Genomic DNA, 16,219 nt, shown 5'->3' on the forward strand with positions numbered 1-16,219 from the left:
CTCCTCTCCCGAATTAGTCAACAACCTTGCCAGTCTTCTTAGCTACGCGGACTTTCTTTCCGTCTCTAACCTCGAAGCCAACTCTGGTTGCCTTGCCGTCAACTACCAGCATTACATTGGAGATATCGATGGGAGCTTCCTGGTTTACGATGCCGCCCTGTGGGTTGGCCGGAGACTGCTTTGTATGCTTTGTGATCATATTGCAGCCTTCAACTACAACCTTGTTCTTCTTTGTATCAACAGAGAGTACCTTTCCCTGTTTGTCTTTATCTTTGCCTGCGATTACAACTACTAAATCGTCTTTCTTGATTTTCTGCACAGTGGACACCCTCCTTATAATACTTCTGGAGCCAGGGAGACAATCTTCATGAACTGCTTGTCTCTTAATTCTCTGGCTACAGGCCCAAAGATACGAGTTCCTCTTGGAGTCTTGTCATCCTTAATAATTACTGCAGCGTTCTCATCAAACTTGATGTAGGAACCGTCTTTACGACGAGCGCCCTTAACAGAACGAACAACTACAGCCTTTACAACATCGCCCTTCTTTACAACACCGCCTGGTGTTGCATCTTTAACGGAAGCAACGATGATATCGCCGATATTTGCATATCTTCTGGTTGAACCACCCATAACGCGGATGCAGAGAAGTTCCTTTGCACCGGTATTGTCGGCAACCTTAAGTCTTGTTTCCTGCTGAACCATACCTGTTAACTCCTTCCTGAATTATCTTGCTTTCTCGATAATCTCAACAAGTCTCCATCTCTTATCCTTGGACAGTGGTCTTGTTTCCATTACTTTTACAGTATCACCGATGCCGCACTCATTGTTCTCGTCATGAGCCTTCAGCTTAACGGTTTTCTTAACGATCTTACCGATCAGTGGGTGTTTTACGTGGTCCTCGATTGCTACAACGATGGTCTTATCCATCTTGTTGCTTACCACTTTACCGGTACGGGTTTTTCTTAAATTTCTTTCCACGGTAAGTTCTCCTTTCATTAAGCATTAGCCTTCTCAGTGATAACAGTCTGGATCCGTGCAATATTCTTGCGTACTTCCTTGATCCGGGATGTGTTGTCTAACTGATTGGTCGCATTCTGGAATCTTAAATTGAACAGTTCCTTCTTCGCAGCTACTAACTCATCATTCAGCTCATTTGCTGACTTATTCTTTAACTCTTCTACAAATTTATTAGTTTTCACTGTTATCACCGCCTTCTAAATCTGCTTTAGAAACAATCTTACACTTGCATGGCAGCTTGTGCATAGCAAGACGAAGTGCTTCTCTGGCTGTTTCCTCTGGTACACCAGCGATCTCAAATAATACGCGGCCTGGCTTTACAACTGCTACCCAGTACTCCAGAGCGCCCTTACCGGAACCCATACGGGTTTCTGCTGGCTTTGCTGTTACAGGTTTATCGGGGAAGATCTTGATCCAAACCTTACCGCCACGCTTGATGTAACGTGTCATGGCAACTCGGGCTGCCTCGATCTGGTTTGACTTGATCCAACATGGTTCAGTAGCGACTAAACCGTACTCACCGTTAGAGATCGTATTACCTCTTAATGCCTTACCGGCCATAGATCCACGGAACTGTTTACGACGCTTTACTCTCTTAGGCATTAACATTATTTATCGCTCCCTTCCTTGTTTCCTTTAGTAGGAAGTACCTCGCCTTTGTAGATCCATACCTTAACGCCAATCTTGCCGTAGGTGGTATCTGCTTCTGCGAAACCATAGTCAATATCTGCTCTTAATGTCTGAAGCGGGATAGTACCCTCGCTGTAGAACTCTGTACGTGCCATATCAGCGCCGCCCAGACGGCCTGCAACAGCAGTCTTAATACCCTTAACGCCAGCCTTCATGGTTCTGCCCATGGTGGACTTCATAGCACGACGGAAGGAAACACGGTTCTCCAGCTGCTGTGCAATAGACTCTGCAACCAGCTGAGCATCTCTGTCCGGTCTCTTGATTTCTTTGATGTCTACAAACAGCTTCTTAGAAGTCATCTTCTGAACTTCTGCCTTCAGCTTCTCAATCTCAGAACCGCCCTTACCGATAACTACGCCTGGCTTAGCAGTGTAGATGATAACCTTTACACGATCAGATGCGCGCTCAATTTCGATCTTGGAAACACCGGAATTCTTTAATCTGTTCTTTAAGAACTTTCTGATATCATAGTCTTCAACCAGGCAGTCTGCAAAATCAGCTTCTGCATACCATCTGGAATCCCAGTCTTTAATAACACCGACTCTTAAGCCGTGTGGATTAACTTTCTGTCCCATATTTGCCTCCTATCTTTCATTGAGAACTACAGTGATGTGGCTCATTCTCTTCTCGATTCTGTAAGCGCGGCCCTGAGCTCTCGGTCTAACTCTCTTCATAGTTGGTCCCTGGTTTGCGTAGCACTCTTCTACGTACAGTTTTGCGGGATCCATGTTGTTATTGTTCTCAGCGTTTGCTGCAGCTGATTCCAGTAACTTCTTAACTAAGCTGGAAGCATATCTGGGATTATATGTTACAATACCAAGTGCGGTCTGTAAATCTTTGCCTCTAATGGCATCTAATACAAAGCAAGCCTTCTGGACAGATACTCTAGCGTAAGACAGTGTTGCGCTGGGTCTGTTGTCCTTCTGAGCATTTCTTTCTCTCTTGATTTGGGATCTATGTCCTTTTGCCATTGGTAAAAACCTCCTTTCAATCTTACCCGTGGATTACTTTCTAACGCCGGACTTCTTCTCGTCTTTACCGTGGCCTCTGTAGGTTCTGGTTGCTACGAACTCACCCAGTTTGTGTCCTACCATATCCTCAGTAACGTATACCGGAACGTGCTTTCTTCCGTCATGAACGGCGATTGTGTGACCAACCATCTGCGGGAAGATTGTTGAACGGCGGGACCAGGTCTTGATTACCTGCTTCTGTCCTGCTGCATTCATAGCGTCTACTTTCTTTAACAGATGCGCATCTGCAAATGGTCCTTTTTTCAGTGAACGAGCCATGTGTTCTTAACCTCCTTAATTATTTGATGGTTTTGCCATCACGTCTTCTTACGATCAACTTATTAGACTGCTTGTTCTTCTTTCTGGTCTTCAGACCCAGAGCAGGCTTGCCCCATGGTGTGCATGGACCTGGACGGCCGATACCGGTCTTGCCCTCACCACCACCGTGTGGATGATCGTTGGGGTTCATTACGGAACCGCGAACGGTAGGTCTGATACCCATGTGACGTTTTCTACCAGCTTTACCAATGTTGATCAGGGAGTGTTCGCCATTGCCAACAACACCGATTGTTGCGCGGCAGATGATCGGAACCATTCTCATTTCACCGGAAGGTAAACGTAAGGTTGCGTACTTGCCTTCCTTAGCCATCAGCTGTGCGGAATTTCCTGCGGAACGAACCAGCTGGCCGCCCTTGCCAGGATATAACTCAATATTGTGTACCTGTGTACCTACAGGAATGTGATACAGAGGCATGCAGTTACCAACCTTAGCTTCTGCATGGTCGCCGCTCATAACCTTCATTCCGTCAGTTAAGCCCTGAGGAGCGAGGATATAGGACTTTGTACCATCTGCATAGCAGATCAGTGCGATGTTAGCGCTTCTGTTAGGATCGTACTCGATGCCGATAACAGTTGCGGGGATTCCATCCTTGCTGTTTCTCTTAAAGTCGATGATTCTATATTTTCTTCTGCTGCCGCCGCCTCTGTGACGAACAGTGATTTTACCCTGATTGTTACGACCAGCGTTCTTGTCCAGAGATACTACCAGAGACTTCTCTGGAGTCTTCTTTGTGATTTCCTTGAAATCAGAACCGGTCATATGTCTTCTGGAAGGTGTATAAGCATTATACTTCTTAATTCCCATGACATTGTACTCCTTTTCAAATTCTTTTCACGGTTTTAACAGCCGTATAAGTTCTCCGGCCGGGGCAGGCCCGGCGGGTGATATTGATGGACTTTTTATTACAGTCCCTGGAAGATCTCGATCTCCTTGCTGTCCTCAGTCAGCTTAACGATAGCCTTCTTGGTAGCAGCAGTCTTTCCGAAAGTCATTCCTCTTCTCTTTGTCTTACCTTCGCTGTTCATGGTGTTTACGGAAGCAACCTTGGTGCCCGGGAACATCTTCTCAACAGCTTCTTTGATCATAGACTTGTTAGCGTCTACGTGTACCATGAATGTGTACTTCTTCTCACCCATGGCGTTCATGCTCTTCTCGGTGATAACCGGCTTTAAAATGACGTCATAGTACTTGATATCTGCCATTATGCGTACACCTCCTCGATGGATGCAACAGCTGCCTTAGTAGCAACTAAAGTGTTGTACTTCAGAATGTCGTATACGTTGATGGTTCCAACCTGAGCTGTCTTTACATCAGCAATGTTTCTAGCGGATAATACAGTGTTCTGATCGTTGTCAGCCAGAACTACCAGAGCCTTGGAAACATTTAAGTTGTTCATAACATTCTTGAAGTTCTTTGTCTTGATCTCGTCAAATTTTAACTCATCAACTACGATGAACTTGCCAGCCTGAACACGGCTTGTCAGAGCAGACTTAAGAGCAGCTCTCTTCTCCTTCTTGTTCAGGGTGATGGTGTAATCTCTTGGTGTCGGTGCGAATACTACGCCGCCGCCTGTCCACTGGGGAGCTCTTGTGGATCCCTGTCTTGCATGACCGGTTCCCTTCTGTCTCCAGGGCTTTCTTCCGCCGCCGGAAACCTCAGAACGTGTCTTTGCCTTCTGTGTTCCCTGACGCTTATTAGCAAGCTGTGCAACAACTGCAAGATGTACCAGGTGCTCGTTTACTTCTACGCCGAACACTGCATCGTTCAGTTCTAATGTGCCAACTTCCTTACCTTCCATATTGTAAACAGATACGTTTGCCATCTGTGAATTCCTCCTTTCCTATAAAAGCTTACCTTTCAACCTTAACGGCTTCCCTTACAGTAACCAGGCACTTCTTTGGTCCTGGAACTGCACCCTTAACCAGAATCAGGTTGTTCTCGGCATCAATCTTAACTACCTCAAGATTCTGAACAGTGATCTGCTTGTTGCCCATCTGTCCAGGCATTCCCTTGCCCTTGAATACGCGGCCTGGGGTGGTAGCGGAACCATTGGAACCCTGATGACGATGGAACTTGGAACCATGAGCCATAGGTCCTCTGTGCTGTCCATGTCTCTTGATCGCGCCCTGGAAGCCTTTACCCTTGGAAATAGCGGTTGCATCGATCTTATCGCCTGCTGCGAAGATGTCTGCCTTAATCTCATCCTTTACGGAATACTCTTCCGCATTCTCTAATCTGAACTCTCTTACATATCTCTTGTAAGATACGCCGGCCTTATCAAAGTGGCCCTTTACTGGCTTGCTGACTAATTTCTCTCTCTTGTCAACAAAACCAACCTGTACTGCTTTGTAACCGTCATTCTCTTCTGTCTTAACCTGTGTTACTACACAAGGGCCAGCCTGAAGTACGGTTACCGGAACTAATGCACCATTTTCATTGAAGATCTGGGTCATTCCGACTTTTGTTGCTAAAATCGCTTTCTTCATTGTCTTACCTCCTGTTTTCTTGATCTACAGCGGAATGCTTTCGCATTCATCCTAGAACAGTCTGATATAGGTGGAACACTATGAACCGTTTCCGGTATGTTGATTCCTACAGGAATGTAGTGTTGCTTTTATATAAAACCCTTCAGGATATAAACTAATTTAATTCGCTCGCTCCGGTTGATTATTTGGTCTTCATCTTGATGTCGATGAATACGCCAGCGGGCATTTCCAGTCTGGACAGTGCATCTACTGTCTTCTGGCTTGGAGCAGTGATGTCGATGAGTCTCTTGTGAGTTCTCTGCTCAAACTGCTCTCTGGAATCTTTGTACTTATGAACCGCACGCAGAATGGTTACAACCTCTTTCTTAGTTGGTAACGGCACCGGTCCGCTCACCTGAGATCCTGTCTTTTTTACTGTCTCGATGATCTTTCCAGCGGACTGATCTACTAACTGATGATCATAAGCTTTTAATGTGATTCTCATTACTTGACTTGCCATAAAAAAAGTCGCCTCCTTTTCGCACTTTATAAACCAAGTACGACAAGCGGTGACTGTACACGTTTCCGTGTGTGTCCTCACGGAACCCCACACTGATTCTGCTCTCTTTGCTGCAGTTTCTTTAATTGGTACAGTGACTTGTCGCCAGTTTCCTAACTTGACATTCGCTCCACGGAAAACCTGCCTTATGGTGGGCAGCAACCTCTCGCTTCTTTGCTATCATGTCACAGCTTTTCAAGGATAGCATATGTTTACAGGAAATGCAAGTACTTTTTTAATTTTTTTTAAATTTCCCCCAGACGGGGAAACAGCTGAAAAAACTCCCTTTCTGAAGGATCCCAGCTTCATCCCGGATCTTCTGTCCTATCAGAAAAGGAGTTTCTTCTATAATAATACGTTCTCTTTAAAATCAATCCTCAAGACACAGCGGTTCGAGAGGCTCTGTCACATAGGAATCAATATCAGGATCATCATCTGCCGTACTTAAGATTCCCGATGAAGCCGTCTTAAACTTTACTCCGTCGCTATTCTTCACCGTGGTTCCCTTCATAAGCTTTCCCGAACCGTTGACTACATAATTTCCACCGTCCACCCGATAGCAGACATACTTCTGGCCGTCCTCGGCCGTTTGAAGCTTTCCTTTATAATAGAGACGGCCGTCCCGTACTCCCGTATATCCCCGTCCGTTATCGCTGAAATAGTAATCCGCTTTGGTTCCGTCATCCTCCTCTACGCTCATCTTTCCCTTCTGCACGCAGCTCTCGCTCTTGCTTCCAAAATAATAAGCAGTCCAGTCATCCTCACCGGAGCCTGTATAAACCTTTCGCAGTCCGTACACCGGATTTCCTTTTTCATTAAACAAATAAGTCTTTCCATTGATACGCGTCAGATCCTGTGTATCCAGACGGTCCGAATCTGCCGCCTTTGGCTTTCCGTTATTGGAAAAATAAAACCATTCCACATCGCCGTCATATCCGTCCAGATTCTCCGGCGGCTCGATGGAATACCAGCCGATCCGCGCCTTTCCGTCAGAGCCAAAATACATATAATCCTGAATCCCGCCGTCCCCATTATCCCGGACGTCCTTCCAGCCGATCTGCAAAATGCCGTCCTCGTCAAAGCAGTAATACGTTCCGTCAATCTTGCGGGTACCGTAATCATCTCCGGAATTGTCATCACTGGGAACATATTTCTTTCCATTGGTGCCAAAATAGAACCAGTAGCAGCCGTCCTCCCCGTACTCCACATTTCCCGCATCGTATCCGGGAACTACCTTGTTGATCTCTTCATCATATTCATCCGGAGGAATCAGCTTCTGCCAGCCTGTACGCATCACGCCGTCATCACCGGTATAATAGGTGTCATCCAGGATCCACCCCCGCTCCATGGCGCCGTTGCTGTCAAAATGATACCACTTGTCCGAAATTTTTTTCCAGGTATCCTCTACCTTCTTTCCGGAAGCCGAGAAATAATACCATTCGTCTTCTCCATCATCCTCAGGCACATGAAGCCATTTTTCTGTAACCATGATACCGTTGCTGTCTACATAGTATTCTCCGTCCACCCAGGAGTTGACCGCCATGGTCCCGTTTCCGTCCAGATAACGCCACTGCCCATCCGCTCCCTTTTTCCAATCGTTGTAGACTTTATTTCCATTGCTGTCATAATAGACCCAGTTTCCCTCTGCTTCCGCCCAGCCTTCTGCCCACGCTGTCAGATTGATTGTACCAGCCGACAGAAGAACCGCCGCAAGACACATTGCCGTCATCTTCCTCTTCATACACGCCTCTTTCTCCTTAAATGCCCTTCTTTCTTGAAAGAAATGCTTCTTTAAGGCCCTCATCTGCCTTCTATTGTATCAGGGGTTCTGCGTTCTTTCAACCGGAATTACCTTTCAATTCTATTACGAAAAACGTCTGCGGCATTTTAATCTCCCCCGCGGTCCGTTTTTAACATATTCCCCTCAAAAAAGAAACGGGCCGGACTCCCAGACGGAAGCCAGCCCATTTTCTATTAAATACTTTGATGAACGATTCGATTATTTCAGCATCTTCTTCATCTCATCTGCAACGAACTGTACCTTTGTACCCACAATTACCTGAATGGAATTCTTGCCTGGGCGGATCACACCAGCTACGCCTGCGGATTTGATCTTCTTCTCATCTACCACACTCTGATCCTTGATCTCCAGTCTCAGTCTTGTGATGCAGTTTTCCAGAGATTTTACATTTTCCTTGCCGCCAAGTCCTTCCAGAATCACAGAAGCAACCTCTGTATAATTGTTGTTTGCCAAAACAGCAGACTTCTCAGCCTCCAGATCATCATCATCCTCGCGGCCCGGAGTCTTTAAATCAAACTTTACAATAGCAAAGCGGAATACCACATAGAATACCAGGAATGCTGCGATACCCAGCGGAAGGATCATCCATGTCTTCTGAGCTGCCGGAAGGGATGCGGAGAAGAACAGGTCAGTTGCGCCCGCGGAGAAGCTGAAGCCTGCGCGGAATCCAAGAATAGTTGTAACTGTGGTGAAAATTCCGTACAGCAGAGCGTAAACTACATACAGGCCGGGAGCCAGGAACATAAATCCAAACTCAAAGGGTTCTGTAACACCGCAGACAAATGCGCTGAGGGCTGCAGAAGCAACCAGACCGATCGCAACTTTTTTCTTTGTGCTCTTTGCTGTCTGAACCATAGCCAAAGCAGCGCCTGGGATACCGAACATCATACATGGGAAGAAACCGGACATATACATACCAAGGCTCCATGTAACATCTGCAGATGTCTCGCCTGCCCAGAAATGGGACAGATCGCCCAGACCAATGGTATCAAACCAGAATACATTGTTTAATGCGTGATGCAGACCGGTTGGGATCAGCAGACGGTTTAAGAATGCATAAATACCTGCGCCGATCGCGCCCATGCCTGCAATACCGTTTCCGATTGCAACCAGACCGCCGAACAGAACCGGCCATACGAAAAGCAGGATAACAGAGGTGATAATTGCCACTACGCCTGCAATGATGGTTACGCAGCGCTTGCCGCTGAAGAAGGACAGCCAGTCTGGAAGCTGTGTTCCCTTAAACTTGTTGTAGCAGGTAGAACCGATGATACCGGAAAGAATACCGATAAATGGGTTTGCGATCTTGCTGAATGCCAGAGTCGTCTGCTGATCCTCAGCGATCGACGGCATCAGGGTAGTCACTACGCCTGTGGATAAAAGAGAGGTGATCATCAGCCAGGAAGCCAGAGCTGCAAGTCCGCCTGTACCGTCATGATCCTCAGATAACCCAACACCCACACCGATTACAAACAGGATCGCCATATTGTCAATCAGAGCGCCGCCTGCCTTTACCAGAAGGAAACCAATCTGCTGAAGGATTCCTTCAACCTCGCCGCCCTGCATGGTAGACGGGCAGAGATAATATCCGATTCCCATCAGGATACCACAGATCGGCAGACATGCTACAGGAAGCATCAGGGCCTTACCCAGTTTTTGTAAATACTTCATACTATGTACTCCTTTCTTTTATGGGAAATTTCCTTTTCGAATACTCTCCCATACTTGACCTAATGGATGATCCATTTGTGAAAATAAAAAACCGTTTTGTCTGATGGACGGACACGAATTAACAATTCATTTATAATTCCTCAACAAATACGGCCTTTTTACATTGAAAAAATTTTCTTTTTAATCAATAACTTTCACTGGATTTTTCCATTTCTACTGACATAATATCAACATTTTATAAAAAAGTCAATCTGATTTTATACTTTTTTAATAATTCATACAGAAACTTTCAATTGTCTTTTCTTTATCTTTTGAAACCCACAGCACAGCGCTTGACGATGCAGTATTATTTGGACTATACTCATTAGGAATCAATCACAAAAACAGCGCCGTGCGCCGACACGGGCACTATATAATTCTGAAAGAAATGAGGTTTATCAATTTATGTGGCTTGCAGATGGATGGAACGATTATGAAGTGATCGACTGCTCTAAGGGCGAAAAGCTGGAGCGCTGGGGGGACTATCTCTTAGTGCGTCCCGACCCCCAGGTAATCTGGGATACGCCAAAAACTCACCGCGGATGGAAAAAAATGAACGGGCATTACCACCGCAGCAGCAAAGGCGGAGGCGAATGGGAATTTTTTGACCTGCCCCAGCAGTGGACCATTAATTACAAGGAACTGACCTTCAATTTAAAACCCTTCAGTTTTAAGCACACCGGCCTGTTTCCCGAGCAGGCTGCAAACTGGGACTGGTTTGGTGAAAAGATCCGCAGGACCGGACGCCCTGTCAAGGTATTAAACCTGTTTGCCTACACCGGAGGCGCTACCCTGGCAGCCGCCAAGGCCGGAGCCAGCGTCACTCATGTAGACGCTTCCAAGGGCATGGTAACATGGGCCAAGGAAAACGCCCATTCCTCCGGCCTTGCAGACGCCCCCATCCGCTGGATCGTAGATGACTGCGTTAAATTCGTAGAACGCGAAATCCGCAGAGGGAACCACTACGACGCCATCATCATGGATCCGCCCTCCTATGGGCGCGGTCCAAAAGGAGAAATCTGGAAAATCGAGGATGCGATCCATCCTCTGGTAAAGCTGTGCGTACAGCTCTTATCCGAAGATCCCCTTTTCTTCCTCATCAACTCCTACACCACCGGCCTTGCCCCTTCCGTTCTTTCCTATATGATGGGCGTAGAAATCGTACCGAAATTCGGTGGGACCGTCAAAGCCGACGAAGTAGGACTGCCCGTATCCCAAAACGGACTCACTCTCCCCTGCGGAGCTTCCGGACGCTGGGAGAAGTAAGAGAAATGCTGGAGAAATGCTGGAGAAACGCCGGAAGAAACATATCTCCGTTCAGGCGCGCTCTCGCTCGGGGAAATACGCAGCGGTACTAAGCTCGAAAAAACCTCGCTAAGTACCGGCGTCTTTCCACGGCCTTCACCAGAGATATGTTTCTTCCGGCTGGTGGCTCCTTGAATAGAGTAATAAGGTGCTCTCTGGCATAGGTTTTTCAGAAAGTCAAGGGAATTACCATCCCTCCCGAAGGGTATTCCCAAGCAGAAGCCATCCTCTCCAGGCGCATTGCGGAGGGGCGTGTCTGTCTTGGGGGGGGGATGGGTGTTAAGGGGAAGGATGGCAACTGTCTGAGCGAAAGCGAGTTTTGCCATCCTTCCCCTTGTTTTTAACCCATTCCCGGCCTCCTAGACAGGACTAGTGTACTGTCCCATTTACTTTCAGTATAATGACGCAGAATGAATTTTCAGCCTGCAAGGCGGAGGAATGAGGCGATGCGGTGGCATCGTCGATTGACAACAACGCAGCAGATGGAAATTCAGGCAAGTCATTATACGAAATGTGAGTGAGACAGCACACTACCCCCGTAGCCCCAGCGCCTGGAGGGGATGGCTTCTGCGGCCCCTACTGCAGCAGCTTCTGCACATCCAACGCCCCCCATCCCTGCTGATTTCTGGGAAGACCCAGATCTATGGCCCGTTCTCTGAGGCGGAGTTTTACATCCCGGTTGGTCATATCTGGGTATTTTTCCAGCAAAAGGGCAATGGCTCCTGATACCAAAGGCGTAGACATACTGGTGCCTGATTTGGCAAAATATGCTCCCGCCTCGTTCCCGCAGCTTACGATCCCGCATCCCGGCGCTACGATATCCGGCTTGCAAATGCAGCTGGCAGTAGGGCCACGGCCGGAGTAATCTACCATCCTGTTTCCCATCACCTCTACTTCCTTATGGTCGTCTGAACAGCCTACCGTTATGACTTTTCGGCTGATTCCCGGCGTGGTGACTGTCATAGGGCCGGGGCCGTGATTTCCGGCTGCCACAACGACCACCAGGCCATCATCCCAGGCCGCGTTTACCCCTTTAACAAGGGCAGAATTTTCCGTCATATCTCTCTTTGACAGAGAACCTACCGAAATATTTACAATCCGGATTCCCAAAAACTCTTTGTGGGAGCGGATCCAGCGGAGTCCGGAAAGCACATCTGAAGCATATCCATTTCCCCGATGGTCTAATACCTTTACGGAGATAATAGAGCAGCCAGGAGCCACTCCCCGGTATTTTCCTTCCATGGAAGCCCCGCTCCCTCCGATCATGGCGGCAACATGGGTTCCATGGCCATTGTCATCATAGGGTCTGTCTTTCCTGCGGACAAAATCCGCAAATCCCTTTACTCTATCCTTTAAATCCTCATGGAGAAAGATTCCCGTATCCAGGACAGCTACGCCTATGCCCCGTCCTGTGATCCCCATGGAATAAACCTGGTCGCAGTGAATATCCACTCTGGCTCGATTCACATCTTAAATACTCCTTTTTTGTTAGCCTATTCCACAGAGACATTCCATGTGCAGCCTGCACTGTTCCCTGAAACAGAAAAAAGCTCCGTACACCTGGTACGGAGCTTTTTTCTTAGGATTTAGGATTTTCAAAAAGGGTTGAAGGATAGTTATTAAACTTTTGTGCATTTCTTATGTACTCAGTATATCATGCCATCCCTGAAAATGTTTGAATGTTCTTTGAATAGATTATTAAGAAAATCTTAATTATCCTTTCTTAAGGGAAGCCAGACGAATTTTCAGCCGCTCTCTGTCACCGTCTGCAAAACAGTATCCATCCATGCCACAGGCTTTTGCACCCTGAATATTCCGTTCCAGATCATCGATAAAGAAACATTCCTCAGGCTTTAAACCAAAACGTTCAAAAAAATGCTCATACATTTCCTTCTGAGGCTTCATGCATTTTACTTCTGCGGAAAAGAAAATACCGTCAAAGCAGTCAATGGCCGGGATTACCTGATGATAGCAGGTCAAAAGGCGCACCGATGCATTGGAACAAAGATAGATGCGGTACCCCTCTTCCTTTAATTCCCTAACAAGTTCTTCCATCCCCTCTTTATGGTACATATTGTATTCATGCCAGTGGGCAAAGCTTTTTCTCGCCAGTTCCTTCTCCTCCTCCGTATCCAGCCGCGCCAGTATCTGGCTTAAACCTTCTTCCTCGGAAATAATCCCCATATCCAGCATAAGCCATTCCGGAGATACAAATACAGCCGTGCTGACCTTGCGGATCAGAGCCTCGTCCTCTGAAAAATGGTGGCAGACCCGGTCTCCCTCATATTCCACCAGTACCTTTCCCATATCAAATACGATATTTTTGATCATGATTCCTCTCCTTATTTACGTAAAAAGGGATGCCGAAAACCCGTAAGCTTTCCGGCATCCCCCTCAGTGACATTTATTTTGTCTCCGGCTTTTCAACCTGAACGATAGCAACCTTCTGCATCGGAATACGGCAGTTTTTGTTGCTGCCAAACTCTACGATCACTGTGTCATCAGTCATATCGATGATCACTCCGTAAAATCCGCTGCTTGTCAGGATGGTATCTCCAACAGCAACGCTTGCAAGCAGCTCCTGCTGTTTCTGTCTCTCTTTTTTCTGGGGACGAATTGCCATAAAATAAACAAGTGCTCCCAGGAAAATAATATAGAGAATAATTCCTCCCATTCCAGCCATGGTGTTTCCTCCTTCATACCTGCTGCTACATTGCCCCAGCAGTTTCTTTTATCAATCCTTCTGACCTGCCATGCCGGCCAGCTTAGCGGCTTTGTACTCGCTGTAGCGGTGTTCTTCAATGGCTTCCCGGATCTCTTCCATCATTTTATTATAAAAATACAAATTATGCAAGGTACATAATCTCATTCCCAGCATTTCTTTTGCCTTTAACAGATGGCGTATATATGCACGGCTGTAGGAACGGCAGGCAGGACACTGACAGCCTTCCTCAATCGGCCGGTGATCCAGCTCATATTTCTGGTTGAACAGATTCAGTTTGCCATGATTGGTATACACATGACCATGACGTCCGTTTCTGGACGGATAAACACAGTCAAAAAAATCAACCCCTCTGTCTACAGCCTCTAAAATATTGGCGGGAGTACCTACTCCCATAAGATAAACCGGTTTTTCCTCCGGCAGATGAGGAACAGTTACATCCAGAATGTGGTACATTTCCTCATGAGTCTCGCCTACGGCAAGTCCGCCGATGGCATAGCCGTCCAGATCCATCTCACGGATCGTTTTGGCATGGTCAATACGGATCTCATCAATCACACCGCCCTGGTTAATACCAAACAGAAGCTGTTCCCGGTTTACCGTATCCGGAAGAGAATTTAAACGAGTCATCTCTGTTTTACACCGCTTCAGCCAGCGTGTTGTACGGTCTACAGACTTTCTGATATAGTCATAATCTGCATGGCTTGGCGGACATTCGTCAAAGGCCATGGCAATGGTAGAACCCAGATTGGACTGGATCTGCATACTCTCCTCAGGGCCCATAAAGATCTTATGTCCGTCAATATGAGAGCTGAAATATACGCCCTCTTCCTTTATCTTTCTCAGATCTGTCAGAGAAAATACCTGAAAACCGCCGGAATCTGTAAGAATAGGCTTGTCCCAGTTCATAAACCTGTGCAGTCCTCCAAATTCCCGGATCAGCTTATCTCCAGTACGTACATGGAGATGGTATGTGTTGGACAGCTCTACCTGAGTGCCGATCTGGCGCAGATCGTCTGTAGATACAGCACCCTTGATCGCGCCTACTGTTCCTACATTCATAAACACCGGAGTCTGGATTGTACCGTGAACTGTTTCCATCACCGCACGCTTAGCCCGCCCATCCTTTGTAATTACCTGATATTTCATAAATTATTCCTCGTCAGCCAGAGCTGCTTTGATCATGATCGCGCACTCGATCCGTTTTTTCTGCATCTCGCAGCCGATCTCATATGCGCCGTTAATGGAACCGCTGAAATTGTAGGAATTGGCACTGCAGCCGCCGCTGCAGTAGAATCTGGCAAAGCAATCCTTGCAGCTTTCCTTTGCATATACGTTGCAAAGCTTAAACTCATTGCGTATTTCCTCATTTACAATGCCCGTATCTACGTTGCCCAGAAGGAACTCCTCATTTCCTACAAACTGATGGCAGGGGTAGAGATCACCCCATGGAGTAACTGCCAGATACTCTGTACCTGAACCACAGCCAGCCATACGCTTTGCAACACAGGGGCCTGCATTTAAGTCAATCATAAAGTGGAAGAAATTGAAGCCTCTTCCTTCTTTTTTACGCTTGATGTATTCTACTGCCAGCTTATCATACTCCTCAAGGATCTGGGGAATATCTTCCTCACGGATAGCGTAGTCCATCTCAGGTTCTGCAACAACCGGCTCCATGGACATCTGCTTAAAGCCCAGATCTGCATAGTGAAGCACATCCTTTGAAAAATCCAGGTTGTTTCTGGTAAAGGTGCCGCGGACATAGTAATCCATCTGGCCTCTGCTCTCAGCAAACTTCTGGAACTTTGGTACGATCAGGTCATAGCTTCCTGAACCGTTTCGGAAAGGACGCATCTTATCATTGACCTCCGGACGTCCGTCCAGGCTGAGAACCACATTACTCATCTCGCGGTTGCAGAACTCCATAATCTCATCATTCAGGAGCACGCCATTAGTAGTAAGCGTAAAACGGAAACGCTTATTGTGAGCCTCCTCCTGGGAGCGGCCGTACTCTACCAGCTGCTTTACTACCTTCCAGTTTAAAAGGGGCTCGCCGCCGAAGAAATCAACCTCCAGATTCCGTCTGTTTCCAGAATTGGCAATCAGGAAATCCAGAGCCTTTTTTCCCACCTCAAAGCTCATAAGAGCACGGCGGCCGTGATACTCGCCCTCGTCTGCAAAGCAGTAGCGGCAGGCCAGATTGCAGTCATGGGCAATGTGCAGGCAGAGAGCCTTTACCACTGTCTTTCTCTTCTTAAAGTCCATTACAAAATTCTTGTAAATGTCCTGAGTTAAAAGCTGCTCTGCATCAATGAGCTGCTGGATGTCCTCCAACGCCTCTGTCACTTCTTTTTCACTGTAAACTGCATCCAGTGTCTCATGAACCTTTGCAGTCACTTCTGCCGGAAGAGCCTGTGGCTTTTCCAGCTCCGGAATCTGCTCTGCCACCGCCTTGATGGCGTCATAGACAACCGGATCTACCACATGGACGGAACCGCTGTTTACGTCCAGAACAATATGATAACCATTGTTAATATACTGATGAATCAAAATTTATACTCTCTCTTTCTAAGGGCTGTCTGCCCCATATCTTTTACAGC

The 16,219-nt window shown here is 47.0% G+C and carries 21 protein-coding genes; 1 reads left to right on the forward strand and 20 read right to left on the reverse strand.

The genetic code is table 11. The annotated features are described in order from the left end of the window. Positions 1 to 13: 13 nt before the first annotated feature. The 15 genes from rplX to BN3656_RS15590 form a co-directional block, all read right to left on the reverse strand. A complete protein-coding gene (gene rplX / locus BN3656_RS15520) occupies positions 14 to 319 on the reverse strand; it encodes a 50S ribosomal protein L24 (RefSeq protein WP_066550081.1) in 306 nt (101 codons plus the stop codon). 14 nt (positions 320 to 333) lie between these two features. After that, on the reverse strand, positions 334 to 702 hold the full coding sequence (rplN, locus tag BN3656_RS15525; protein WP_066550084.1) for a 50S ribosomal protein L14: 369 nt from the start codon (positions 700 to 702) through the stop codon (positions 334 to 336). Between the two features lie 21 nt (positions 703 to 723). After that, positions 724 to 996 carry a 30S ribosomal protein S17 gene (gene rpsQ / locus BN3656_RS15530; protein WP_066550091.1) on the reverse strand — a complete coding sequence of 91 codons (273 nt, stop codon included), beginning with the start codon at positions 994 to 996 and terminating at the stop codon, positions 724 to 726. Continuing rightward, positions 996 to 1,199, reverse strand: coding sequence for a 50S ribosomal protein L29 (gene rpmC / locus BN3656_RS15535; protein WP_066550094.1), 204 nt, complete (start codon positions 1,197 to 1,199; stop codon positions 996 to 998). Before rpmC ends, rpsQ begins: the two co-directional genes overlap by 1 nt. Continuing rightward, positions 1,189 to 1,626 carry a 50S ribosomal protein L16 gene (rplP, locus tag BN3656_RS15540; protein WP_066550097.1) on the reverse strand — a complete coding sequence of 146 codons (438 nt, stop codon included), beginning with the start codon at positions 1,624 to 1,626 and terminating at the stop codon, positions 1,189 to 1,191. The genes rpmC and rplP overlap by 11 nt, the downstream gene beginning before the upstream one ends. Further along, a complete protein-coding gene (gene rpsC, locus BN3656_RS15545) occupies positions 1,626 to 2,282 on the reverse strand; it encodes a 30S ribosomal protein S3 (protein WP_066550100.1) in 657 nt (218 codons plus the stop codon). Before rpsC ends, rplP begins: the two co-directional genes overlap by 1 nt. Positions 2,283 to 2,291: 9 nt before the next feature. Further along, positions 2,292 to 2,678, reverse strand: a complete 387-nt coding sequence (rplV, locus tag BN3656_RS15550) for a 50S ribosomal protein L22 (protein WP_066550103.1) — start codon at positions 2,676 to 2,678, stop codon at positions 2,292 to 2,294. A gap of 33 nt (positions 2,679 to 2,711) precedes the next feature. Then, the gene (gene rpsS, locus BN3656_RS15555; RefSeq protein WP_002566510.1) at positions 2,712 to 2,996 is read right to left on the reverse strand and encodes a 30S ribosomal protein S19; all 285 of its coding nucleotides are present in this window, start codon (positions 2,994 to 2,996) and stop codon (positions 2,712 to 2,714) included. A 19-nt stretch (positions 2,997 to 3,015) separates the two neighbouring features. After that, positions 3,016 to 3,861, reverse strand: coding sequence for a 50S ribosomal protein L2 (gene rplB, locus BN3656_RS15560; RefSeq protein WP_066550106.1), 846 nt, complete (start codon positions 3,859 to 3,861; stop codon positions 3,016 to 3,018). Between the two features lie 98 nt (positions 3,862 to 3,959). Further along, positions 3,960 to 4,259: a 50S ribosomal protein L23 gene (gene rplW, locus BN3656_RS15565; protein WP_066550109.1), complete on the reverse strand. Its 300-nt coding sequence runs from the start codon at positions 4,257 to 4,259 to the stop codon at positions 3,960 to 3,962. Further along, positions 4,259 to 4,879 carry a 50S ribosomal protein L4 gene (rplD, locus tag BN3656_RS15570; RefSeq protein WP_066550111.1) on the reverse strand — a complete coding sequence of 207 codons (621 nt, stop codon included), beginning with the start codon at positions 4,877 to 4,879 and terminating at the stop codon, positions 4,259 to 4,261. Before rplD ends, rplW begins: the two co-directional genes overlap by 1 nt. Before the next feature lie 28 nt (positions 4,880 to 4,907). Then, a complete protein-coding gene (gene rplC, locus BN3656_RS15575; RefSeq protein ID WP_066550115.1) occupies positions 4,908 to 5,543 on the reverse strand; it encodes a 50S ribosomal protein L3 in 636 nt (211 codons plus the stop codon). 181 nt (positions 5,544 to 5,724) lie between these two features. Next, positions 5,725 to 6,042 (reverse strand): 30S ribosomal protein S10, encoded by a 318-nt coding sequence (gene rpsJ / locus BN3656_RS15580; protein ID WP_066550119.1) that lies wholly within the window; start codon positions 6,040 to 6,042, stop codon positions 5,725 to 5,727. 409 nt (positions 6,043 to 6,451) lie between these two features. Next, positions 6,452 to 7,822 (reverse strand): cell wall-binding protein, encoded by a 1,371-nt coding sequence (locus BN3656_RS15585; RefSeq protein ID WP_066550125.1) that lies wholly within the window; start codon positions 7,820 to 7,822, stop codon positions 6,452 to 6,454. Between the two features lie 258 nt (positions 7,823 to 8,080). After that, on the reverse strand, positions 8,081 to 9,553 hold the full coding sequence (locus tag BN3656_RS15590; protein ID WP_066550127.1) for a PTS transporter subunit EIIC: 1,473 nt from the start codon (positions 9,551 to 9,553) through the stop codon (positions 8,081 to 8,083). Positions 9,554 to 9,997: 444 nt separating this feature from the next. Here BN3656_RS15590 and BN3656_RS15595 point away from each other — a divergent pair, with 444 nt between their 5' ends. Beyond that, entirely contained in the window at positions 9,998 to 10,858 is an 861-nt protein-coding gene (locus BN3656_RS15595; protein WP_066550133.1) for a class I SAM-dependent methyltransferase, read from the forward strand. Between the two features lie 615 nt (positions 10,859 to 11,473). Here the strand turns inward: BN3656_RS15595 and BN3656_RS15600 are convergent. The 5 genes from BN3656_RS15600 to scfB all read right to left on the reverse strand — a co-directional run bounded on the left by BN3656_RS15600 (position 11,474) and on the right by scfB (position 16,169). Beyond that, positions 11,474 to 12,364: a S8 family peptidase gene (locus tag BN3656_RS15600; RefSeq protein ID WP_066550135.1), complete on the reverse strand. Its 891-nt coding sequence runs from the start codon at positions 12,362 to 12,364 to the stop codon at positions 11,474 to 11,476. A 246-nt stretch (positions 12,365 to 12,610) separates the two neighbouring features. After that, positions 12,611 to 13,228: an HAD family phosphatase gene (locus BN3656_RS15605; RefSeq protein ID WP_066550138.1), complete on the reverse strand. Its 618-nt coding sequence runs from the start codon at positions 13,226 to 13,228 to the stop codon at positions 12,611 to 12,613. 73 nt (positions 13,229 to 13,301) lie between these two features. Continuing rightward, positions 13,302 to 13,580, reverse strand: coding sequence for a preprotein translocase subunit YajC (yajC, locus tag BN3656_RS15610; RefSeq protein WP_066550140.1), 279 nt, complete (start codon positions 13,578 to 13,580; stop codon positions 13,302 to 13,304). 51 nt (positions 13,581 to 13,631) lie between these two features. Beyond that, positions 13,632 to 14,768 (reverse strand): tRNA guanosine(34) transglycosylase Tgt, encoded by a 1,137-nt coding sequence (gene tgt / locus BN3656_RS15615; protein ID WP_066550142.1) that lies wholly within the window; start codon positions 14,766 to 14,768, stop codon positions 13,632 to 13,634. 3 nt (positions 14,769 to 14,771) lie between these two features. Then, the gene (gene scfB / locus BN3656_RS15620) at positions 14,772 to 16,169 is read right to left on the reverse strand and encodes a thioether cross-link-forming SCIFF peptide maturase (protein ID WP_066550145.1); all 1,398 of its coding nucleotides are present in this window, start codon (positions 16,167 to 16,169) and stop codon (positions 14,772 to 14,774) included. Between the last annotated feature and the right edge of the window lie 50 nt (positions 16,170 to 16,219).

The organism is Clostridium sp. AT4 (assembly GCF_001517625.2).
Lineage (GTDB): Bacteria > Bacillota > Clostridia > Lachnospirales > Lachnospiraceae > Enterocloster.